General features: G+C 70.5%; 18 protein-coding genes. All 18 read right to left on the bottom strand.

Going from position 1 to position 17,743, the window contains the following annotated elements:
• Positions 1–19: 19 nt before the first annotated feature.
• The 18 genes from HB370_RS38600 to HB370_RS38685 all read right to left on the bottom strand — a co-directional run bounded on the left by HB370_RS38600 (position 20) and on the right by HB370_RS38685 (position 17,707).
• Positions 20–514 carry a hypothetical protein gene (locus tag HB370_RS38600; protein WP_157855595.1) on the bottom strand — a complete coding sequence of 165 codons (495 nt, stop codon included), beginning with the start codon at positions 512–514 and terminating at the stop codon, positions 20–22.
• Positions 511–1,383 carry a helix-turn-helix domain-containing protein gene (locus HB370_RS38605; protein ID WP_030785923.1) on the bottom strand — a complete coding sequence of 291 codons (873 nt, stop codon included), beginning with the start codon at positions 1,381–1,383 and terminating at the stop codon, positions 511–513. The genes HB370_RS38600 and HB370_RS38605 overlap by 4 nt, the downstream gene beginning before the upstream one ends.
• Complete coding sequence (locus HB370_RS38610) at positions 1,383–3,179, bottom strand: SAM-dependent methyltransferase (RefSeq protein WP_051815854.1); 1,797 nt, start codon at positions 3,177–3,179, stop codon at positions 1,383–1,385. The genes HB370_RS38605 and HB370_RS38610 overlap by 1 nt, the downstream gene beginning before the upstream one ends.
• A gap of 54 nt (positions 3,180–3,233) precedes the next feature.
• Entirely contained in the window at positions 3,234–4,124 is an 891-nt protein-coding gene (locus HB370_RS38615) for an endonuclease/exonuclease/phosphatase family protein (protein ID WP_030785917.1), read from the bottom strand.
• Positions 4,125–4,662: 538 nt separating this feature from the next.
• Complete coding sequence (locus HB370_RS38620; protein ID WP_157855594.1) at positions 4,663–5,175, bottom strand: hypothetical protein; 513 nt, start codon at positions 5,173–5,175, stop codon at positions 4,663–4,665.
• Positions 5,169–5,795, bottom strand: coding sequence for a hypothetical protein (locus HB370_RS38625; protein ID WP_037702206.1), 627 nt, complete (start codon positions 5,793–5,795; stop codon positions 5,169–5,171). Before HB370_RS38625 ends, HB370_RS38620 begins: the two co-directional genes overlap by 7 nt.
• A 192-nt stretch (positions 5,796–5,987) precedes the next feature.
• Positions 5,988–7,835: a glycoside hydrolase family 15 protein gene (locus HB370_RS38630; protein WP_078637596.1), complete on the bottom strand. Its 1,848-nt coding sequence runs from the start codon at positions 7,833–7,835 to the stop codon at positions 5,988–5,990.
• A 187-nt stretch (positions 7,836–8,022) separates the two neighbouring features.
• Positions 8,023–8,964: a phosphotransferase gene (locus HB370_RS38635; protein WP_051815850.1), complete on the bottom strand. Its 942-nt coding sequence runs from the start codon at positions 8,962–8,964 to the stop codon at positions 8,023–8,025.
• Positions 8,965–9,093: 129 nt separating this feature from the next.
• Positions 9,094–10,059, bottom strand: a complete 966-nt coding sequence (locus tag HB370_RS38640) for a Scr1 family TA system antitoxin-like transcriptional regulator (RefSeq protein WP_030785904.1) — start codon at positions 10,057–10,059, stop codon at positions 9,094–9,096.
• Complete coding sequence (locus HB370_RS38645) at positions 10,056–10,802, bottom strand: hypothetical protein (protein ID WP_030785901.1); 747 nt, start codon at positions 10,800–10,802, stop codon at positions 10,056–10,058. Before HB370_RS38645 ends, HB370_RS38640 begins: the two co-directional genes overlap by 4 nt.
• A 133-nt stretch (positions 10,803–10,935) precedes the next feature.
• A complete protein-coding gene (locus HB370_RS38650; protein ID WP_030785897.1) occupies positions 10,936–11,646 on the bottom strand; it encodes a hypothetical protein in 711 nt (236 codons plus the stop codon).
• Between the two features lie 203 nt (positions 11,647–11,849).
• Entirely contained in the window at positions 11,850–12,515 is a 666-nt protein-coding gene (locus HB370_RS38655; protein ID WP_244405835.1) for a hypothetical protein, read from the bottom strand.
• An 83-nt stretch (positions 12,516–12,598) separates the two neighbouring features.
• Positions 12,599–13,846, bottom strand: a complete 1,248-nt coding sequence (locus tag HB370_RS38660; RefSeq protein ID WP_030785895.1) for an acyl-CoA dehydrogenase family protein — start codon at positions 13,844–13,846, stop codon at positions 12,599–12,601.
• A 218-nt stretch (positions 13,847–14,064) separates the two neighbouring features.
• Positions 14,065–14,643, bottom strand: coding sequence for a GAF domain-containing protein (locus tag HB370_RS38665; protein ID WP_037702147.1), 579 nt, complete (start codon positions 14,641–14,643; stop codon positions 14,065–14,067).
• Between the two features lie 10 nt (positions 14,644–14,653).
• Positions 14,654–15,268, bottom strand: a complete 615-nt coding sequence (locus HB370_RS38670; RefSeq protein ID WP_030785889.1) for an ATP/GTP-binding protein — start codon at positions 15,266–15,268, stop codon at positions 14,654–14,656.
• Entirely contained in the window at positions 15,246–15,629 is a 384-nt protein-coding gene (locus tag HB370_RS38675; RefSeq protein ID WP_051815848.1) for a DUF742 domain-containing protein, read from the bottom strand. Before HB370_RS38675 ends, HB370_RS38670 begins: the two co-directional genes overlap by 23 nt.
• A gap of 1 nt (position 15,630) precedes the next feature.
• Entirely contained in the window at positions 15,631–16,062 is a 432-nt protein-coding gene (locus tag HB370_RS38680; protein ID WP_030785883.1) for a roadblock/LC7 domain-containing protein, read from the bottom strand.
• A complete protein-coding gene (locus HB370_RS38685; RefSeq protein ID WP_051815846.1) occupies positions 16,052–17,707 on the bottom strand; it encodes an ATP-binding protein in 1,656 nt (551 codons plus the stop codon). Before HB370_RS38685 ends, HB370_RS38680 begins: the two co-directional genes overlap by 11 nt.
• Positions 17,708–17,743: the final 36 nt, after the last annotated feature.

Consider the following 17,743-nt stretch of genomic DNA (forward strand, 5'->3'; position numbering starts at 1 on the left):
TGTCAGGTCTGTGGGTGCATCAGCTCGGTGAGGTCATCCACTGCCGGTGCATGGCGTAAGGCCAGCCACCCGGCGGCCCTTTGGAGCCGGCTATGGGCAAGGCCCAGCCGGTTCGGCGAGCGGGCTTCGCGCTCCTGCCGTGCAGGGCGAGCGCGCCGGCGGTGCAGCCCCAGCAGGTGGCCTTTCGCGCGGCTGCTGCAGGGTGGAGGGCAGCCGTGGCGCGGTCGAGCGCGACGAGGGTCATCGCGATGCCGGCGGGCCCGGCCGTGATGGGCCGGCCGGGCAGACGTCGACGGACCGGTCCGGCGTGGCGAGGGCTGACCAGCACGGTGCCCGGGGTGAACAAGGGCAGGCGATCCGCTTCTTCGGTGATCGTCAGCATGCCCCGGTCGGCTTCCAGACGAGGAGGATGCAGCCGCGGAGCATCAAGGCGAGTGCGCGCGGTGTGCGGCTGCTGCAAGGGCCCGGCCTGCGACGGGTTCGGGTCGGTGCCGGACAGAAGGGCTGTGGTCATGAGCGTGCCCACCGTTCGGCGGCGCGGTGGAGAGCGGCCAGGGAGTCCTCGGGGCTGAGAGCGGCGGCCAGTTGCCGGTCGAGGGCTGCTTTCTTCCACGCGGCGGCCGGCCCGTTGCTGTAGGTGACCCCGTACAGGTGCTCCTCGACGCACACGGTGGTGTGTTCGAGGGTGAGTTCGCTGCCGACCGGTTCGAACCAGGTGTCGTAGTCGGGTATCAGGATGCGGAACTGCAGTACCCCGGCACCGGCCATGGCGGCCAGGTGCCGCAGCCGTGCGGCGGTCGTCGCCGCGTCGATGTATCCCCAGGCGAGGGTGTACTCCTCCCACAGCAGGGTGACGGGACAGGCGGGCCACGGCCGTGGCCGCGGTGCCGTCGGCATCCCCGGCCTCGGTTGCCCGGTCAGTAACGTCCCCTTGGTCCCCCACCCGTAGACGAAGGGCGGCACCGTGCGAGTGGCGACGCGGATCGCGACGGCTTGGCCCTCCAGCGCGGCCAGCCTGGGGCCCGGGTCCGCGCCGAGGTCGGGCACAGCATGGTCGTGCTCGGCAGCGAGCAGCTCTCCCAGCTCCTCCACCTGCTCTGCGGGGATCCCGTAGCGGCGGGCCAGGGTCACCGCGTGCTGTGGGGACCATGTTGCCCGGCCGGTCTCCAGGCGGATGATCCGTGCCTCGCGCAGGCCGAGGCAGGCGGCGGCATCACCCGGGGAGAGACGGGCGTGCTCGCGCGCGGCCCGCAGGATGGTCCCGACGACGACATCGTCCACGGACGCCTCGCGGCAAGCACCGTCCTCGCAGGCGTGGCCGCTCTTCGTGGGAGGAACCAGCGCACGCACGACAGCCCGTGCCGCGGTGGCGGGTACGGTCATCACGCTGTGCCTCCTGCCTGTGAGCCAAGGCAGCGGGCGCCGTCGGGCGCCCCGGCCGGCGGCCAGGCGTACACGCCGCCCACTGGCGCACCGCCGGGCGGAGCCGTGAGTGCTGTGGCCGTCCGCTCCCGATCCGGGGGCCGGGTGGCGGCGGATGCCGGCCAGAAGGCCGGGCGGGCGAACGGGACCCAGCCCGGTGTGCGCATCGTCAGCATGGCGTGCCAGCGCGGCACGCCGTCCGGGTTGAGGGTGTAGGCGGGCCACGAGCTGTGCCAGGCGGCGCTGTGAGCGGGGTGGCGGGGAAACAGGCCGATGCCCGCCTGCCGGTAGATCCCTGCCACCTGGTCGACGGAGGTAGGGCGGCGTGTGGCCGTCAACTGCGTGAGGGAGATGACGCTGCCCGGGGGCAGCGCCTTGCGCAGCACCTCCATCAGGCAGTCCATCACCTCGTCGGCCCAGAAATGCGACACGTCATGCGCGAGCACGGCGATAGGGCTCGTCCAGTCCAGCGCCCGGACGGCGTCTGTCTCCAGCAGGGCCTTCGGCTCCGCGAGGTCGGCGAGGACCGCGGTCGCCGATGCGTCCGGCTCGGCGGCCAGCGCGGCCCGCCACGCGGCGACCACGGCCGGATCCCGGTCGACGTACACGGTGCGCGAGGGACGGATCGCGGAGGCGATCCGGTGCACGGCCCTCGCACCGGGCAGGCCACCGCTGAGGTCGAGGAACTGGTCCTGCTCCGCGTGCGCGGCAAGGTGGCGCACCATGCGCTGCCCGTGCCGGGCCTGTGCCAGGACTGTCTGCGGCCACCACGACGCCGTCCGGGCCAGACGCTGGGCCATGACCCGGTCCGCGGGCCGGCCGCCGCCACCGAGCAGGGCGTGGCGGATGCGGGTCGGTGAAACCCCGGGCACAGGCGACCCCATGGTCACCCTGGGGGCGGCGGCCGGCTCACCGGCCGCCGCGTCCGGGCCGGGCCGGCCGCCCGCAGCGGTGAAGACACGCGGCCGCTGGGCGGCCTGCCCCAGCTGGAGGGCACCGGCCGACGGACGCGAGTGGGTGATAGCCGCCTGTACCAACTTCCGGGGCTGTGCCGCGGCCCTCCCATTGCGCGCCCACGTGGCCTGCCCGGGCGGGTACCCCACGTACAGCTGGCGGCGGGCGCGTACTTGCGGACCTTCCTCCCGGATCCCCACCGTCAGCGTCCACTCGGACACCAGTTCCTCCGGGGCCGGGACATGTTCCGGAACGACACGCACGACCAGAACCCGGCGGCCGGCCAGATCCGCCAACTGGGCCAGCTGCTGTGCCGGGGCCGTGTCCAGGACGGGCTCGTGCAGCAGCAACAGGATCCTGCGCAGGTGCTGCATCCGGCCCGGAGCCGCAGCGACGGGAGCCACGGCATCGAAGACCGGCTCGAGCGGGCCGGCACTGAGGAGTACGGCCATGTGGGAGGCCCTCTTCAGCGCCGACACCCACCAGCCGCGCCTGAGCGCGCCGAACTCCGCTTGGTGCGCGTGACCGCGGGCCAGCAAGGTGGTGGCCGCCTGTGCTTCCGTCTCGGGTGCGCCGTAGGTGCGCAGCAGTGTCCGGGCGGCGTCCTCCCGCACAGGACGCTGTGCCGACTCGATGCGCCGCAAGTGATCGTCCGATATCCCCGTGGCCTCTTTGACATGCGGGTAGGACAGTCCTGCTGCGATGCGGTAATGGCGCAGGACGGCGCCGGTCAGCAGAAGCGGGACGGGCGGGATGTCACAGTGCGGCGCACACCGGGCCGGGAGGAGGGCGTCACCGGGCATGGCACGGCCCTTGCACAGGAGGGGTGTTCACGGGAGTTCCTGCGGGATAGTGGGTCAGCGGATGGGGTCGTGCATACGGCAGACGGCGTCGAGGTCGAACCTGGCGAGGACAAGGCCGTGGTCGGTGACCTCTTTGACGTCATCGGTGGCCACCACCTCGTAACCGGTCAGCGTCTGGGCCCAGTCGGGGGTGGCGCAGATCCGGTCGATACGCTGCGCGGGCCCCTGATCGGTGCGGGTCAGGCTCGCCGTGGGCAACAGCGCCCCGGACTGATCCAGGATGGTGCTGGCGTACAGACCGAGGTCCGTGAAGACCCCGCTGCCGGTGAGGATTTCGTCCGGCCTGGTGTCCGAGACCCGCTTACCGTCACGTTCGATGGTGCGGTGCTCGTAATGGACGCGGTCCGGGATCGTGTCCCAGTCCGGGAGTGTCTCGCTCTCCAGATCCGTGTGGGGGTAGCTGTTCATGTCCCCGCCGACAATGACACTGCGGCCGCAGTCAGCGAGGGTGGTGAGCCACCTCGCCTCCGTCGCGCGGATATCCGGATCGAAGTGACACAAATGGGCGGAGGCCAGCTCGATCGGCCTGCGACATCCCTTGATACGTACGCGGAGACGGCAGATCGGCTTCCACGGCAGGTCGTACTGGTACTCGGCGACGATGTCGAACAGGACAGGGTCGATCATGATGCCGACCGGGTTGCGGCTCCGCCCCTCCGGCGGCCGCGTCATGAACGGCATGAGACCCAGCCGGGTGCCCTCGGCGTAAAGGTCAGCTTTTCCGTTGTCCCAGGCGCGGGTCAGTTCCTGACGGAAAAAGACGTGCGGTTCGAATGCTTTGACGATGCTGTGTGCCAGCTGCCGTTTGTCTTCATCTCCGCTGCGCCCACGGCCATTGTGTTCCACATTCCAGGAGGCAATCCGTAGCTCGCGAGATGAGGCCATGATGACGTGTCCTTTCTTACGTGAACAAGCGCATGCGGAAATCTTTCGACGTCTTTCCGGGGTGTCGGTCCCCGGTCGTCAATGTCGTGCTTTACGCGCTTGGTGCTGACGCGTGCACGTTTCGCGGCGCTGGTCGCCTGGCCGCTGAAGGCGGTCGCGCAGCGCTGCCGATGTCACCGACGAGCAGGGCATGCGCGGGTCCCGGCGTCGTTGGTCTCGGGTCACTTGTCGGTGTCCGAGGGACTCCGGCATGACCGAGATTGAGGGCAGGCCGAAAATCCGTGGTGATGTGCGGTGCTTTTGTGGCCCACCAGTGCACATACGGTGCCCATTCGGCTTCCCGCCGCATATGTGGCGGCCCGCTGCGCGTTCTCGCATGTCAGATCGATGTCGGCGGTTTCGCGCTGGGCTTGCTGGGCGACGGGACGTGCGAGCCCCGTCGATTCTTCGACGTAAGGGGCCGCCGTGTGAAGTATCTCGTTCATTGCCTGTGTCAGCAAGTCGTTACTGCCGATTTCACCGATAGTGGTGTGCGGGGTCATTGCGCATTGCCTGTCGTGGGGAGGTCCGGCGTGGCAGTGAATGTGCGTAAGGCTGCCCACAAGAAAATGGGGGCGGTGAAGAGGTGGCCTGCGGGGTCACGGGTGATCCAGTGCAGCGGTGCCTGGTCTGCTGTGCGGGTGCCTCGCCCGGGGATGGTCACGTGCTGCCCGGTCAGGTAGGTGACGGCCTGCGGCCAGTCGGTTCCCGGGGGCAGGACGGCGGAGTCGGGCGGGACGAAGAAGTGCCAGCTGCCGTACTCCGTGAAGACGGCCCCGCGGCGTATGCCGCGGCGCTGCAGGTAGTCCAGTGCGAGGCGCCCGGGGGTCTCTGCGACGCGCACAAGGTCGAACGTCTCACCGGCCAGCACCGTTGTGGCAGTGGGGCTGCGCCAGGCCGGGCCGAGGACGGTCAAGGCCTCCTCACCCGGATCCGGCGGTAAGGGCCGCGTGCGTGTGTGCCCCGGCAAGCGCTCGGCCGCTGCGGCGGGTGTGGCCAGGGTGCTCAGCATGCGCCGTCACCCGCCGCAGCGGCAGCGGCGGCTGCCTTGTTGAGGGGAACACTGCAGCGGATCAGGTGGACGAGACCCGGCCGCGGCTCGGCCGGCATCTCGACACGGGCCACCCGCTGCCCCTGATCACACCACCCGGCGCCGTAGCCGCCTCTCTCCCAGCCCAGATGCTCGGCGTGCCGCACAAGGCGTTCTTCCGGGCCCGTCGCGTCCTGGTGGCGGATGGGGATCTCCGCCCGCACACAGGGCATGCCGAGGCGGGCGGCGAAGTCCGTGGCCCACAGGGTCATCAGCCGGCCGACGTCAGCCGCCCCGGGGACGCTGTGCGCGTGACTGATCAGCACACTCGGCCCCTGCGCCCGTGGCCCCCAGTGCCGCAGACCGGGGTTGCGGTGCAGCAGCAAACACCCGATGAGCGCGCCGTCCTCGAACACACCGACCGGCTCGGTGTCTTTGTCGGGGACGGTGTAGAGAGCAGGGGCCTGGAAGTCGCAGGGGAGGTTGCGCACGACGAGCCACCGGTTACGGTCCCGGACGAGGGTGCCGGCCTCGGCCTGCTGGGCGCTGGTGCGCAGCGGGCGTACTTCGTATGGAGGCCCGGAGAGTGGCGCCTCACTCATCGGGGTGGCCCTTTCGTAGCTGTGGCTGTGGCTGTGGCGGTGCCGGGCGGGTGGCCAGGCGCAGTTCGCGCTCGTGCCAGTGGTGGTCATGGTGCGTTTTCCGGGTCGGTGGGCCTCGGGAGGTGCTGACGGTTCAGGGGGCGTCCCGGCCGCAGGGGCCGGGACGCCCGGCCGGCCGCCGGACGCAGGGGGTTACGGGATGGCGGGCACGGCGGTGAGGGACGGCTCCATGCTGCGCTGGCCGGGCAGCGACAGCGTGACCTGAGGCATGAGCCGTCGCGCCGCCAGCGCCAGGCCAGCGTGGCTGAAGGCCTGCGGGAAGTTCCCCACCTGCCGCTTGGACCGCGGGTCCCACTCCTCGGCGAGAAGCCCGAGCGGGCTGCGCAGGGCAAGGAGCTTGTCGAACAACGCGTGGGCCTCGTCAGTCCGGCCGATCATCGCCAGGTCCTCCACCATCCAAAACGCGCACAGCAGGAAGGCGCCCTCGTCGCCGGGCAGGCCGTCGACGCCCTCGTCCTCGCCCTCGGTGGGGTAGCGCAGGATGAACCCGTCCGGGGTGGACAGCTCCCGCTGGATCGCCTCGATGGTGCCGACCACCCGCTCGTCGTCCGCCGGGAGGAAGCCCACCTGCGGGATCAGCAGCAGCGAGGCGTCCAGCTCCTTGGAGCCATAGGACTGGGTGAAGGTGTTGCGCACCGGGTCGTAGCCCTTCTCGCACACCTCCCGGTGGATGGTGTCGCGCAGCTCCCGCCAGCGCTCCAGCGGGCCGTCCGCGTCCCCGGACTCGATCAACTGGATGGCGCGGTCGAAAGCGACCCAGGCCATGACCTTGGAGTGCACGAAGTGCCGGCGCGGGCCGCGCACCTCCCAGATCCCCTCGTCCGGCTTGGCCCAGAGCTGTTCCAGGTGGGCGACGAGCAGAAGCTGCAACTCGGTTGCCCTCGCATCGGGTTCGAGGCCGGCCCGGCGGGCCTGGTGCAGGGCGTCCAGGACCTCGCCGTACACATCGAGCTGGAGCTGGCCGGCGGCGGCGTTGCCGATACGGACCGGGCTCGACTTCTCATACCCGGGCAGCCACCACAGTTCCCGCTCTGCGAGGTCCCGCTCGCCACCAAGGCCGTACATGATCTGCAGACGCTCGATATCGTCGCCGATCGCCCGCACCAGCCACGTCCGCCAGGCACGCGCCTCGTCCAGGTACCCGTAGGCCACCAACGCGGAGATTGTGATCGCGGCGTCCCGCAGCCAGGTGTAGCGGTAGTCCCAGTTGCGCACGCCCCCGAGGTCCTCGGGCAGGGACGTCGTCGGAGCGGCGACGATGCCGCCCGTCGGGGCGTGGGTGAGCGCCTTCAGGGTGGTCAGGGAGCGGACCACCGCCGTGCTGTACGGCCCGTCGTACGTACACTGCTGTGCCCACGTGTGCCAGAAGGCGGCCGTGTCCTGCAGGGCGGCGTAGGGGTCGGGCCGGGGCGCGGCCACCAGCGACGTGTCCTGCCAGCTGAGGGTGAGCCCGATCTTCTGGCCCTCCCGGACGGTGAATTCCGCCGTGTCGTCCACGCTGGGCAGGGGGCTCGTGGTGTCCAGCCACACCGCGTCCGTGCCGAAGGCGAGTTGCGTGCGGTCGCCTACCTGGTGCACCCGGGGCATGAAGCGGCCGTAGCCGAACCGCACCCGCAGCGTCGAGCGCATCACCACACGGCCCCGCAGGCCTTCCACGATCCGCATGACTTGGGGGCCGCCGCCGGAGGGCGGCATGAAGTCGGTGACGCGCACGGCACCGTCTTCGGTGTCCCACTCCGAGACGAGGATCAGCGAGGTGCCGTCGTATCCGCGACGGTTCGCGGCGGGCGGCGGGGTGTCCTTCGGGTGCGCCGGGCCGAGCCGCCACACGCCGTGCTCCTCGGTGCCCAGCACGCCGGCGAGGACGGCGGGTGAGTCGAAGCGGGGCATGCACAGCCAGTCCACCGAGCCGTCGTGGGCCACCAAGGCGGCGGTCTGCATGTTCCCGATGATTGCGTAGTCCTCAATGCGGTGCGACATAAAAGACGTATCCATTCATGTATGGCGTGGTGCGGGTGGGTTGTGCGTGGTGCCCGGGGGCGTGACACGGTCTGCGGCGCGGCGCGGCCGGAGGCGACGGGGGTGCGGTGGGCGCGGGAGCGAGCCGCCAGGAGGTGAATGCCGGGCGGCGCCCGCGGCCCTCGGGGGTCTGTGGCAGCAGGGCGCGCTAGGCGGTGGCCCCCTTCTGGTGCCTTGTCAGGGACAGGCGTTCTTCGACGGTGCGCATGTGCGCGCGCAGGGCCGGCTCGAGGTCTATGTGCTCACCGGCCCGGAAGCGCGTGTGCCAGTGGGCGGCGATCACCGACTGGGCGTAGAGCCCGTCCGGCGAGCTGAGCTGGTCGCTGAAGTACTCCGTGACGCGGGCGGCCACATCGGGGGTGTCCAGGCTGCTGAGGAGGAGGCTGGCGGCGTCGGCGAAGCGGGGGGCGCGTCCGAAGTCGTCCCAGTCGAACAGCACGGCCTCACGGCCGAACACCGCGAGGTTCGCCCAGCACACGTCGCCGTGTGAGGCTACCCACGACGCTGGATCGGCGGCGCCCAGTGAGCGCGCTGCTGTCTCCTGCCAGGTGATGGGCGCCAGCCCCGTGGAGGGCACGTCCTGGATGCTGTCGAGTGCGGCACGAAGGTCGCTCCACCAGGCCGCGGGAAGGCCGGCCACCCACGCGGGGGCTGCCCTGGTGGAGCTGAAGGAGCGCACCGGGATCCGGGACATCAGCTCCGCCTGGTAGGCCCAGCCGCCGCACGCCCAGGCCTTCTGGGCCAGCAGCACCGGCCGCCGGACTCGCAGGCCGGACACGACCCGTTCCGCGGTGGCAGCACCCGCCCAGTACGGCGGAACCGGGTCGGCGGCCGGCCGCGACCGTAACTTCATCCACCGCTCCGCGCCGCTGGAGGCGTCCAGCACCGGCAAGGACAGGGCACTGCCTTCCCAGCCCCACACGCGTTCGGCGCCGTCGAACACGGCACCGAGGAGAGCGGCGCCGTACCGGGCTTGTTCCAGCAGCCGGTCCCGGATGTCGTCCGCCAGCGGTACGTCATGCATTTCGCTGCTGGTGCGGGGCACTACGACGGCGGGGGAGACCACCGGGGACTTGGTCGGCTTGCTCATGCACTGCTCCCTGCGGGCATGGGACGGGTAGGAACCGTGGTGTGCGGTTGGAGTTCAGGCGGTGGATTCGTGGTGGCGTCTTCAATGGGGCGCGCAGGTCGGGCTGCTTCGTGTGTGGGCCCGGGCCGGTCACGAGGCTGCCCGCGCCGTCCAGTGGTCGGCGGCCTGCCGGATCAGCGCGTAGGAGTCCTCTTCGCCGGCTGCCTCCTCAACGGCCCGGTGCAGAGCGTCGTGGAGTGCGAGCGCGTACGCGGAGCCGGTCTCGTACCACGGCGCCGTGTGCATCCCGGCGATCAGCCGGTTGCCGTGGACCGTGAACGTACCGACCTCGCCGCCGGCGAACTGGATGGCATCGCTGGCCCTGTCACCGGCAAGGACACGGATGCTCACCGGCCCCGGGCCGCCGCGGCCGTCCATCAGGTCCAGGAGGTGACGCAGTTGCCCGGCCATCACCTCGGGGCCGGCGCCCGGCCGGCGCAGGACGGTCTCGTCCAGCAGCAGAATCCGGCGCGGCGGGCGGCTGTGCCGCACGTGCTCCAGCCAGGACGGCATTTCGGCGGGCTCATCGGGATGCGGGCAGTACTCCGGGGCGTTGATCACCTCCCGGTAGGCGGGTGTGCGGTAGCCGGGCGGGATCCGGAACAGGGTGTAGTACACCGTCTCGCTCGCCGCCCGTGCCACGGCCGCATACCGGGCCACCGCCGTGTCACCGGTGACGTCGACCCACTTGTCCCACCGTCCGTGGCGGAACAGGCCGCTTGGATCGCTCGGTTTCCTGGCGCGCGATGACCGCGTCGTCACGTGCCGGGTGCCTGGCTTCGCGCGCGGGAGGCGCGATTGCAGGTACTCGATCTCCCGGCCTGGCACGCCGTAGTAGTGCAGGAGCGACTCCAGCGTGTGAGGAGATACGGAGTTCTCGGCGCGTTCCAGGCGGCTGATCGTGGACACGCTGACCTGAGCACACCGGGCCGCGTCGGCCAGCGACCGCCCGTTCGCCTCCCGCAGGGTGCGCAGGTAGACGCCCAGGACGATCTCGACCGGCGCCGGGAGGGCCGCAGCCGCCGGCAGGTCGTGGAGCGGAGTGGAGGCGGTCACAGCACCTCCAGCAGTGTCCTGGCCAGCGCGCTCGTGAGCGCTTCCGCCTGGGCGATGGTCAGCGGGCCCAGGACGAGAAGGTCGTCCATGCAGTAGTCGCACAGGATGCCCCGGGCGGGATACGCACGGACGCCGACCGAGTCGCCGCCGAGCTTCTCGCTGAGGAACCGGGCCAGATCGTCGGCGACGGCGTACAGCTCCTGGGGGCGTGTCGGGGCCGGCGCGGCCTGGGGCTCGCCGAGTGCCGCCCTCACTTTCCGCGCGTCCTCGAGCGTGAGCTGAATGCCCTTCACGTGGCCGTGGAGGGTGTAGACGGCGGCGGGGTCGCAGAAGTTGTGCTCCCGCATGACCGCGACCAGCTCCCTGGTCACCTTCAGGGGGTGGGGCAGTGTGTCGATGACCGCCTGGAACAGCCTGTTCACGCCCTCGGCGCTGTGCACGGTGGTGAGCACGGCCGGGCCGACAGCGCGCTCGAGCCGCTCGACGTCCGCCTGGATGCCGGCCCTGGCCAGCACGGCCTTCGCAACGGTGACGGCCTGGGGATCGGCTGTGTCGGTGCCGGGTGCGGCCAGCACGTCACCGTCGTACGACAGCACCCGCACCCGGTGCGCCGAGTCGGCCAGGACGTCGTGGGTGCCGGGAAGGTCCTGCAGAAGGTCCCGCAGGCGCCTGACGGCATCACCGAGTGCTGCCTGCGAGTCCGGTGGCGGGGTGGGATTGGTCTGCGGGGTCGCATCGGACATGGTGAGCACCGTTGATCGGGAAGCTGCGCGAAGGCAGGACGACAGAGGGTGGGGTGGGAAGGCGTGGCCGGTTCGCGCCGGCCGGGCGTGTACGCGGGTGGTCATCGCGGTGATTCCGGATCGGTGGCAGGGCTCAGTTGTGCTGAGTGACGGACACGGCGCCGTTAGGGGCGTCGGTGATGCGCCTCGTCAGCAGACGCGCCTGGTCGACCGTCGAACCGATGGTGAGTCGGTCCTCGGCGTGGGCGCATCCGGGCTCGGCTATGACGTCGACGTCGGATCCGGCCACCCCGGTCAGGAGCCACTGGATCCGCTCGGCGAGACGGTGCATTCCGCGGGCCCGGCGCAGGTTGAGGCCGTCGGCGAGTCTCGGGGCGCCGAGCAGAGCCGCCAACTGAACGGTCGAACTCAGCCCCTCGTCCGGGAGGATGAGTTCGATGACGTGGGCGCTGACGGCCACCTCATGGGGCAGGCCGTGGGCTTCCAGAGCGTCTGCCAGCTGGGCAGCGGTGGTGTGAACGCGGAGCCAGGGGCCCAGCGCGACGGCGATGAACCTGCTCACGGCCTCGGCGGTGGACAGGGTGATGACGACGTAGTCGCCGTCGTTGAGCGAAGCCGTGGCAGCGATCTCGTTCCTGTCCAGCCAGTCGTTGGCGGACTCGGGGGTCGTCTCTTTCCACGGGGCCTTGCTGCTGTACACCGTGACGGTCAGGGCGTCGTCTGTTGTGGGGACGGCCTCCGCCACGAAGCGGGCTTCGTCGAGGGCGTCTGAGAGGACCGTCAAAAGGGGGGCGGCCGGCTGCGGGGGGACGGTGCCTGCTGGGTCCGCCGATGCGGTGTTCACGTCGGATCCTTCCTAAGTGCGTGGTGCGTGAGGTGGCCGGTGAAGCCGCCGGTATCCCGGGCGGGGGCGTGAGGAAGGCTGGCGGCCGGGGCCCGTGCACGGCGATGCGCCTTCACGGGGGCGCACTGCCTGCGGGGTCGAAGGCGCGACATGAGGAAACTCCGGGTCGTTGGCGGTGAGGGATCAGCGGCGCAAGGTGTGTGTCAGGGCAGTCCGCCAGTGCTGAGCAGGGACAAGGTGGTCTCATCCAGCACGGCGTCGTTCAGCCTGATGACAATCCGGTTCGCGACCACCTGATGCATCCGGCTGTCCTCGAAGAGCACCAGTTGATCGGCCTGGGGCGGCTGGGTGGGCGAGTACACGGTGCCCCAGTCCCCGATAATGTCGATCTCCTGTGTCCGCACGGCGATAAATCCATGCTCGGTACGGCAGTTGCGCAGCGCCCAGCATGCGTCCGCGAGGCACATCGGCGGGGTCACGGTGATGATGTCGCAGGGCCACGCCAGCGGTGTCTGCGCGATGATGTGCAGCAGCCACAGCATCCCGCGCTCGTCTCGGTGCGCCTCTCCCGCGCAGCCGCCGCACCGCGGCGGGTGTCGCATGACGTCCGGCTGCCGGACGGGGTGGTGCCCGGCCCACCGCTGGCCGCCGGTCTGGGTCCCCTCCCACCGCTCCCACAGCCAGCCGTCGATGCACCGGTCACTGGGCCGTTCGTCGGCGTAGCAGACCCGGCCGTCGGCGTCGAAGATCACCTTGACGTTGCTGGGTGCCTCGTCCCTGTACGGGGCGATGTAGAGCCGGCGCTCCGCCCGCGCCCCATCGGCCGCGGGACCGGAGGCGGGGGTGGCGGGGACAGCCAGGCCGTGCACGGGGTCTCTCCTGGAGGGTTGAAGCGATGCGGGTGAGGCTCTTGTCGGTGCGAGCAGTGGTGTGCGCGGGCGCGCGTGGGGGCTTACGCGGGGGAGCGGCTGGTTGCCGTCCAGGCTGGTTCCGGGGGGAGGCGTTCGGACCACTGGATGGGCTCCTCGTCCAAGGCGGCGTGGGCGAGCTGGATGCGCTGGACTTCGCCCGTGCCGGCGGGCGGGTAGGTGCACTGGGCGTCGCGCCACAGCCGCTGCAGGGGGTAGTCGGCGCTGAGGCCGTGCGCGCCGTGCAGCTCCATGGCTTCCTGGGCGGACCGCACCCCGTACGAGTGGCCGAGGTGCTTGGAGTTGATCAGCTCCGCGTCGCAGGACAGGCCCAGGTCACGGAGGTAGACGGCGTGGTAGGCCAGGTTGCGGGCGGCCCGCAGACGGGACTCCATCTCACCGAGGCGATCCCGTACCACCGGGTGGTCGGACAGAGAACCGCCATAGCGGGGGCGTCCCTTGAGAAAGGAGGCGGTGGTCTCCACGACCTTCTCGTGCACGCCCAGGCTGACCGCCGCCAAGTTGGCACGGCCGTAGAGGATGCTGCTGCTCATGGCGACGTCGAGCCCCCGGCCGACCTCGCCGATCCGGTTCTCGTCCGGGACGCGCACCTGGTCGAGGTCGAGACGACCGGCGGAGAAGCCGTGGAGCCCAACCTTGAGCTGGTGACCGGCGAGTTTGAGGCCCTTGCGGTGGGACTCGACCAGGAACGCGGTCAGCGCCCCTGAGGGCGGCACGCCCGGTTTGGCGGTGCGGGCGATGACGAGATGTGCCCCGGCCAGGTGCGCGTTGCCGATGTGGGTCTTGCTGCCGGTGATCACCCACTCGTCCCCGCAGCGGTCGGCGGTGGTCTCGATGCCGCCGATGTGGCCTCCCGCGGCCGGCTCGGTGGTGGCGATCGACAGCAGCAGCGTCCCCTTGGCGACCTGCGGCAGCCAGTGCTTTTTCTGGGTGTCGGTGCCCCAGTTCAGCAGAGCACCGACGGGGATGAGCGTGGCCTGGAGGATGGCCCCGGCAGCGGCCGACACGAGGGCGACCCGGTGGATCAGGATCGTCTTGGCGACGTGCCCGGCCCCCATGCCGCCGAACTCTTCGGGGACCGTCACCGCGAACCAGCCACGCTTCGCGAAGGTTCCGGAAACGTGACGCTCCACGTTGTGGGGCGCTGTTTCCATGCGCAGCACGCGCGGGGCGATGTCCTTGGCCGCGACGGTGTCGGCCTCGTGCCACAGCGCTGTGTGGCGGGAGGTGAGGTAGGGCTGGAGTGCTGGCGGTGGCGGGGTGGTGGGCATGGTCGTCTCCCTGTGCCTGGACGAAGAGTGCTGGCTGGGACTTCCGGAGAGGGGGTGGCGGAAAAGAGGGGTGTCCGTGGCCGGACCTGCCGGAGGGGGAGCCGACGCGCGGATCCGCTGCCGACACCTGCGGTGCTGCTTGGGCGAGGCAGGTGTCAGGCGCCATGTGGGCTCCCTCCTCCGGCTACGGACGGATGAGGGTGTACGCGACCCTTCGGCTAGAACCTGGGCCGCTGCTCCATCAGGCCGCCGGCCTCCTGCGCGAACTCCTTCATGCGCTCGACATCGGCGAGCGTCCACTGCGTCGTCAGGGTGCCGACACCACAGATCGTGCCGAGACAGATGCCGGTCGCGGCGTGAATGATCGGGGCACCGAGGTAGGTTTTGACACGGAACCGGTGCATCGCGCCGTTGCCCGCGCTGCGCGGATAGTCCAGGACGTTGTTGAGCGGGAATGCCGTACGCCGGGCCAGTGTGAAGACGCACCAGCCTTCGGTACGGGGCATGATGCGGTCCGCGACCGGATCCGGGTCCTGGCTCGTGCTGTGGCCGCCGGACCGGGGGCGGGACAGCCCGACGAAAAACTGCTCGTGCGCGACGATGTTCACGATGCCACGGAAGGAGGGCTGTCCCGTGCGCTCGATGAAGGCGTCGGCGACCCGGTCGGCCAGCGCGTCCAGTTCGGGAATCGGGCGCTGCTGGTCCAGGCCCAGCTCCGCGAGGAGTTCCAGCCGGCGGGGCAGCTCGTGGTCTTCCGGGAGGCCGTGGCGGCTGGTCTCGCTGTTGAAGGTAGTCATCACAGGTCTTTCAGATCGAAACGGCGGGTGTGTCGGCGCAGGCGATCGCGTGCGAGACGAGATCCGTGAGGACGGTGCGGGCCGAGGGCCTTTTGCGGGCGTCGCAGGCCAGTACCGGCACACGGGCAGCAAGACCGAGTGCGTCACGTACCTCGTCCGCGGAGTAGCGGTGGGCGCCGTCGAACTCGTTCACCGCCACGACGAAGGGCGTGCCACGGCTCTCGAAGAACTCCACGGCGTGAAAGCAGTCCTGAAGGCGCCGGGTGTCGGCCAGGACGATCCCTCCGATGGCCCCGCGTACCAGGTCGTTCCACAGGAACCAGAAGCGGTCCTGGCCCGGTGTGCCGAACAGCATGATCTGCACCAGGTAGGCCCCGCGGGCAAGACTGTGGGCGGGCAGGGTGATGCGCCCGACGTCCATGGCGACGGTGGTGGTGGTCTTCGGCTCGGTGCCCGTCAGGTGATCGACGCCGATGCCGGCCTGGGACATGGTTTCCTCGGTCGACAGCACGCCGATCTCGCTCAAAGCGCCCACCATCGTGGTCTTGCCGGCGCCCAGCCCGCCGGCGATGAGCACCTTCGCAGCCACCACGGGCAGTGCGTCAGAGGAGGTTGCGTAAACCATTGAGAACGTCCTTCAGAAGGTCCAGGTCACTGCCGACGGCCTCGGAGCCGAACATCCCAGGGGCTGGAGGGACGACGAGGTAGTGATCCACGATCATGTCGCTGACCATCACCTTGACGACCTGAAGCGGCTGTTTGAGCCTGCCTGCGATCTCGGCCACCGTGCAGGGCACGGGTGTGCACAGGTCGGCGATCCGCGCGTAGTGGGGCTGCAGAGGGGTGCTGGGAGAGTTGGCGCTGAGAACGACGAGGGTGGTGAGCTCGAGATCCTTCGACGGCTTGACCCGGCCTCGGACCAGAGCGTAAGGACGGGGCGCCCCCAGCCCGGCCTCGGCGAAGTCCGCTGTCTCGTGCCCGCTCATGTCAACCGCGCGTCCGTGCGGCGGCCGGCGCCAGGCGCTCGGGCACCGACAGGTTCTGCGGCATCTGCCCGACCAGCAGGGACATCTCGAAGATGATCTGCCCCGGGTCCGCGTCCGGTTGGCCCATGACGGCCAGAATGGCCCCGTCACCGGCCGCCCTGATGTACAGGTGGGCCTCGCCCATCTCGATGAGGGTCTGCGCCACCGGTCCGGCGCCCAGCTGCCGGCTGGCGCCCTTGGCCAGGGAGTGCACGCCACTGGACAGCGCGCTGAGGATGTCGGCGTTCCCTGTCGCGGCGTTGTCCTCGATGTTCCGACTGGCGATCAGCAGCCCGTCGGACGACGTGAGGACGACGGCCATGACACCGGAGCCCTTGGACTTGTCGAGGAAGTCCTGCAGCAGCCAGTCGATGCTGTGGTGGTCATTCGGCATGATCGTTCTCCTCGTGGGGGGTGTGGCTCGTCAGGTCAGGGCGCGGGGCGTCGCGGTCGACGTCGTGCGCAGCGGGGGCACGGCCCCCTGCGAAGAACGCCCGTGCCAGGGCGGGGCTGGGAGCGGCGCGTGAGCTGTCACCGGCCTCCGGTTCGGTGCGCAGGCCAGGGTGGCTGTACTTCTGCGACGTCTCGCGCCTGGCCAGCGGCGGTCTGTCATCCGTGGTCCCGGACGGTTGCTCGCCCGCCGGGTGAGTACGGCTGACGGCGGGCTGTCCCGCTCGTGCCGGAACGCGCCGGGGCAGCGCAGCCACCGGTTCCGCGGCTCGCCCGCCAGCCGGACGGGGCGCCACCGGCTGCCGGGCCGGGAGCCGGACGGCCGGCAGCGCGAGCGTCGTCTCCGCCGGTACCTCACCCGAACCGGCCCCGGCGCCGGGCTGGTGAGGCTGCCGCACGGGCACCCGGCCGACTACCGGCTGAGCATCCCGGGGCTCGTTGTCGGCATGCAGTTGCTCGGCCGGGAGCACGACGATGGCGCTGTTGGCCCCGTAGGCGTTCGTCTGCAGCTGGACACGCACCCCGAAGCGTTTGGCCAGCAACGAGACGACCCACAGGCCGAGCCGTCCGGTCCGGACGTACTCACCGGTGTAACGGGAGGCCGGGTCGGCCAGCAGCTGGTTGAGGTTCTCCATGGTGTCAGCCGGGATGGGGGAGCCGCGGTCCTCGACCTCGATGGCGAACCCGGCAGGAACCCGGCTCACCCGCACCGTGACCGGCTGATCCGGAGGGGAGAAGTTGGCGGCGTTGTCGATGAGTTCGGCCAGCAGATGCACTAGACCGGCCGTGACACGTCCCCGGACGAGCGTGTCGACCGGCGTGATGACGGTGACACGCTCGTAGTGCTCCACCTCCTGCAGCGCGTGCCAGATCACCAAGGACAACTCATCGGGCGTGCGGGACTCCCTCGGTGCACCACCGCCCAAGATGATCAGGCTTGCGGCGAACCGGTGCACCCTGGTGACCTTGTGGTCCAGGCGGAAGACCGGGCCGAGAATGTCGGGGTCCTCGATCTTCTGTTCCAGGCGGTCGAAGCCGGAGATGGTCGCGGTGGTCAGGGTGACCATCCGCCGGCCCAGAACCAGCAGCGCGGCCCGGTCCCGGTCGGCCGAACTCCTCGCGACGTACGACTTCACGCCTTGGACGAACTCGTTGAGGTCACACGCGAGACGGGCCAGCGGGTCCCCGGCCGGATCCGCCTGCTGCACGGCCCGGACCTGCGGCTGCTCGCCGCGCCGCACCTGATCCACGAAGACCTGGATCTCTTCGAGCGCCTCCGGCAGACGAGCGCGCAGCTGGGCTACCTGGTCGGCGTTCTTCTGCAGACGAGCTGCCTCCGCCTGCAGACGAGCTGCCTCCGCCTGCTGGCGAGCCGTCTCCACCGCGTCCACGGCGGCCGCTGTGGTACCGCTCAGCCGCCAGGCGACCACGCAGACCAGCCCGCACAGCACCGTGGCCCCGCCAACGACCACCCGGCCGTACCCCGGCTCCACCGCAGGCACGGCTGCCAGCAGTGTGAGCAGAGCACACAGACCGGGCAGCACACCGATCAGGCGCAAACGCCGCCGCAGGCCCTGCGCAGTGGCCACGCGCTGTACCGGCGTTGTGCGGCGACGCCGGCGAGC

Origin of the sequence: Streptomyces sp. DSM 40868, assembly GCF_011820545.1 — a bacterium.
GTDB classification, from domain to species: domain Bacteria; phylum Actinomycetota; class Actinomycetes; order Streptomycetales; family Streptomycetaceae; genus Streptomyces; species Streptomyces eurythermus.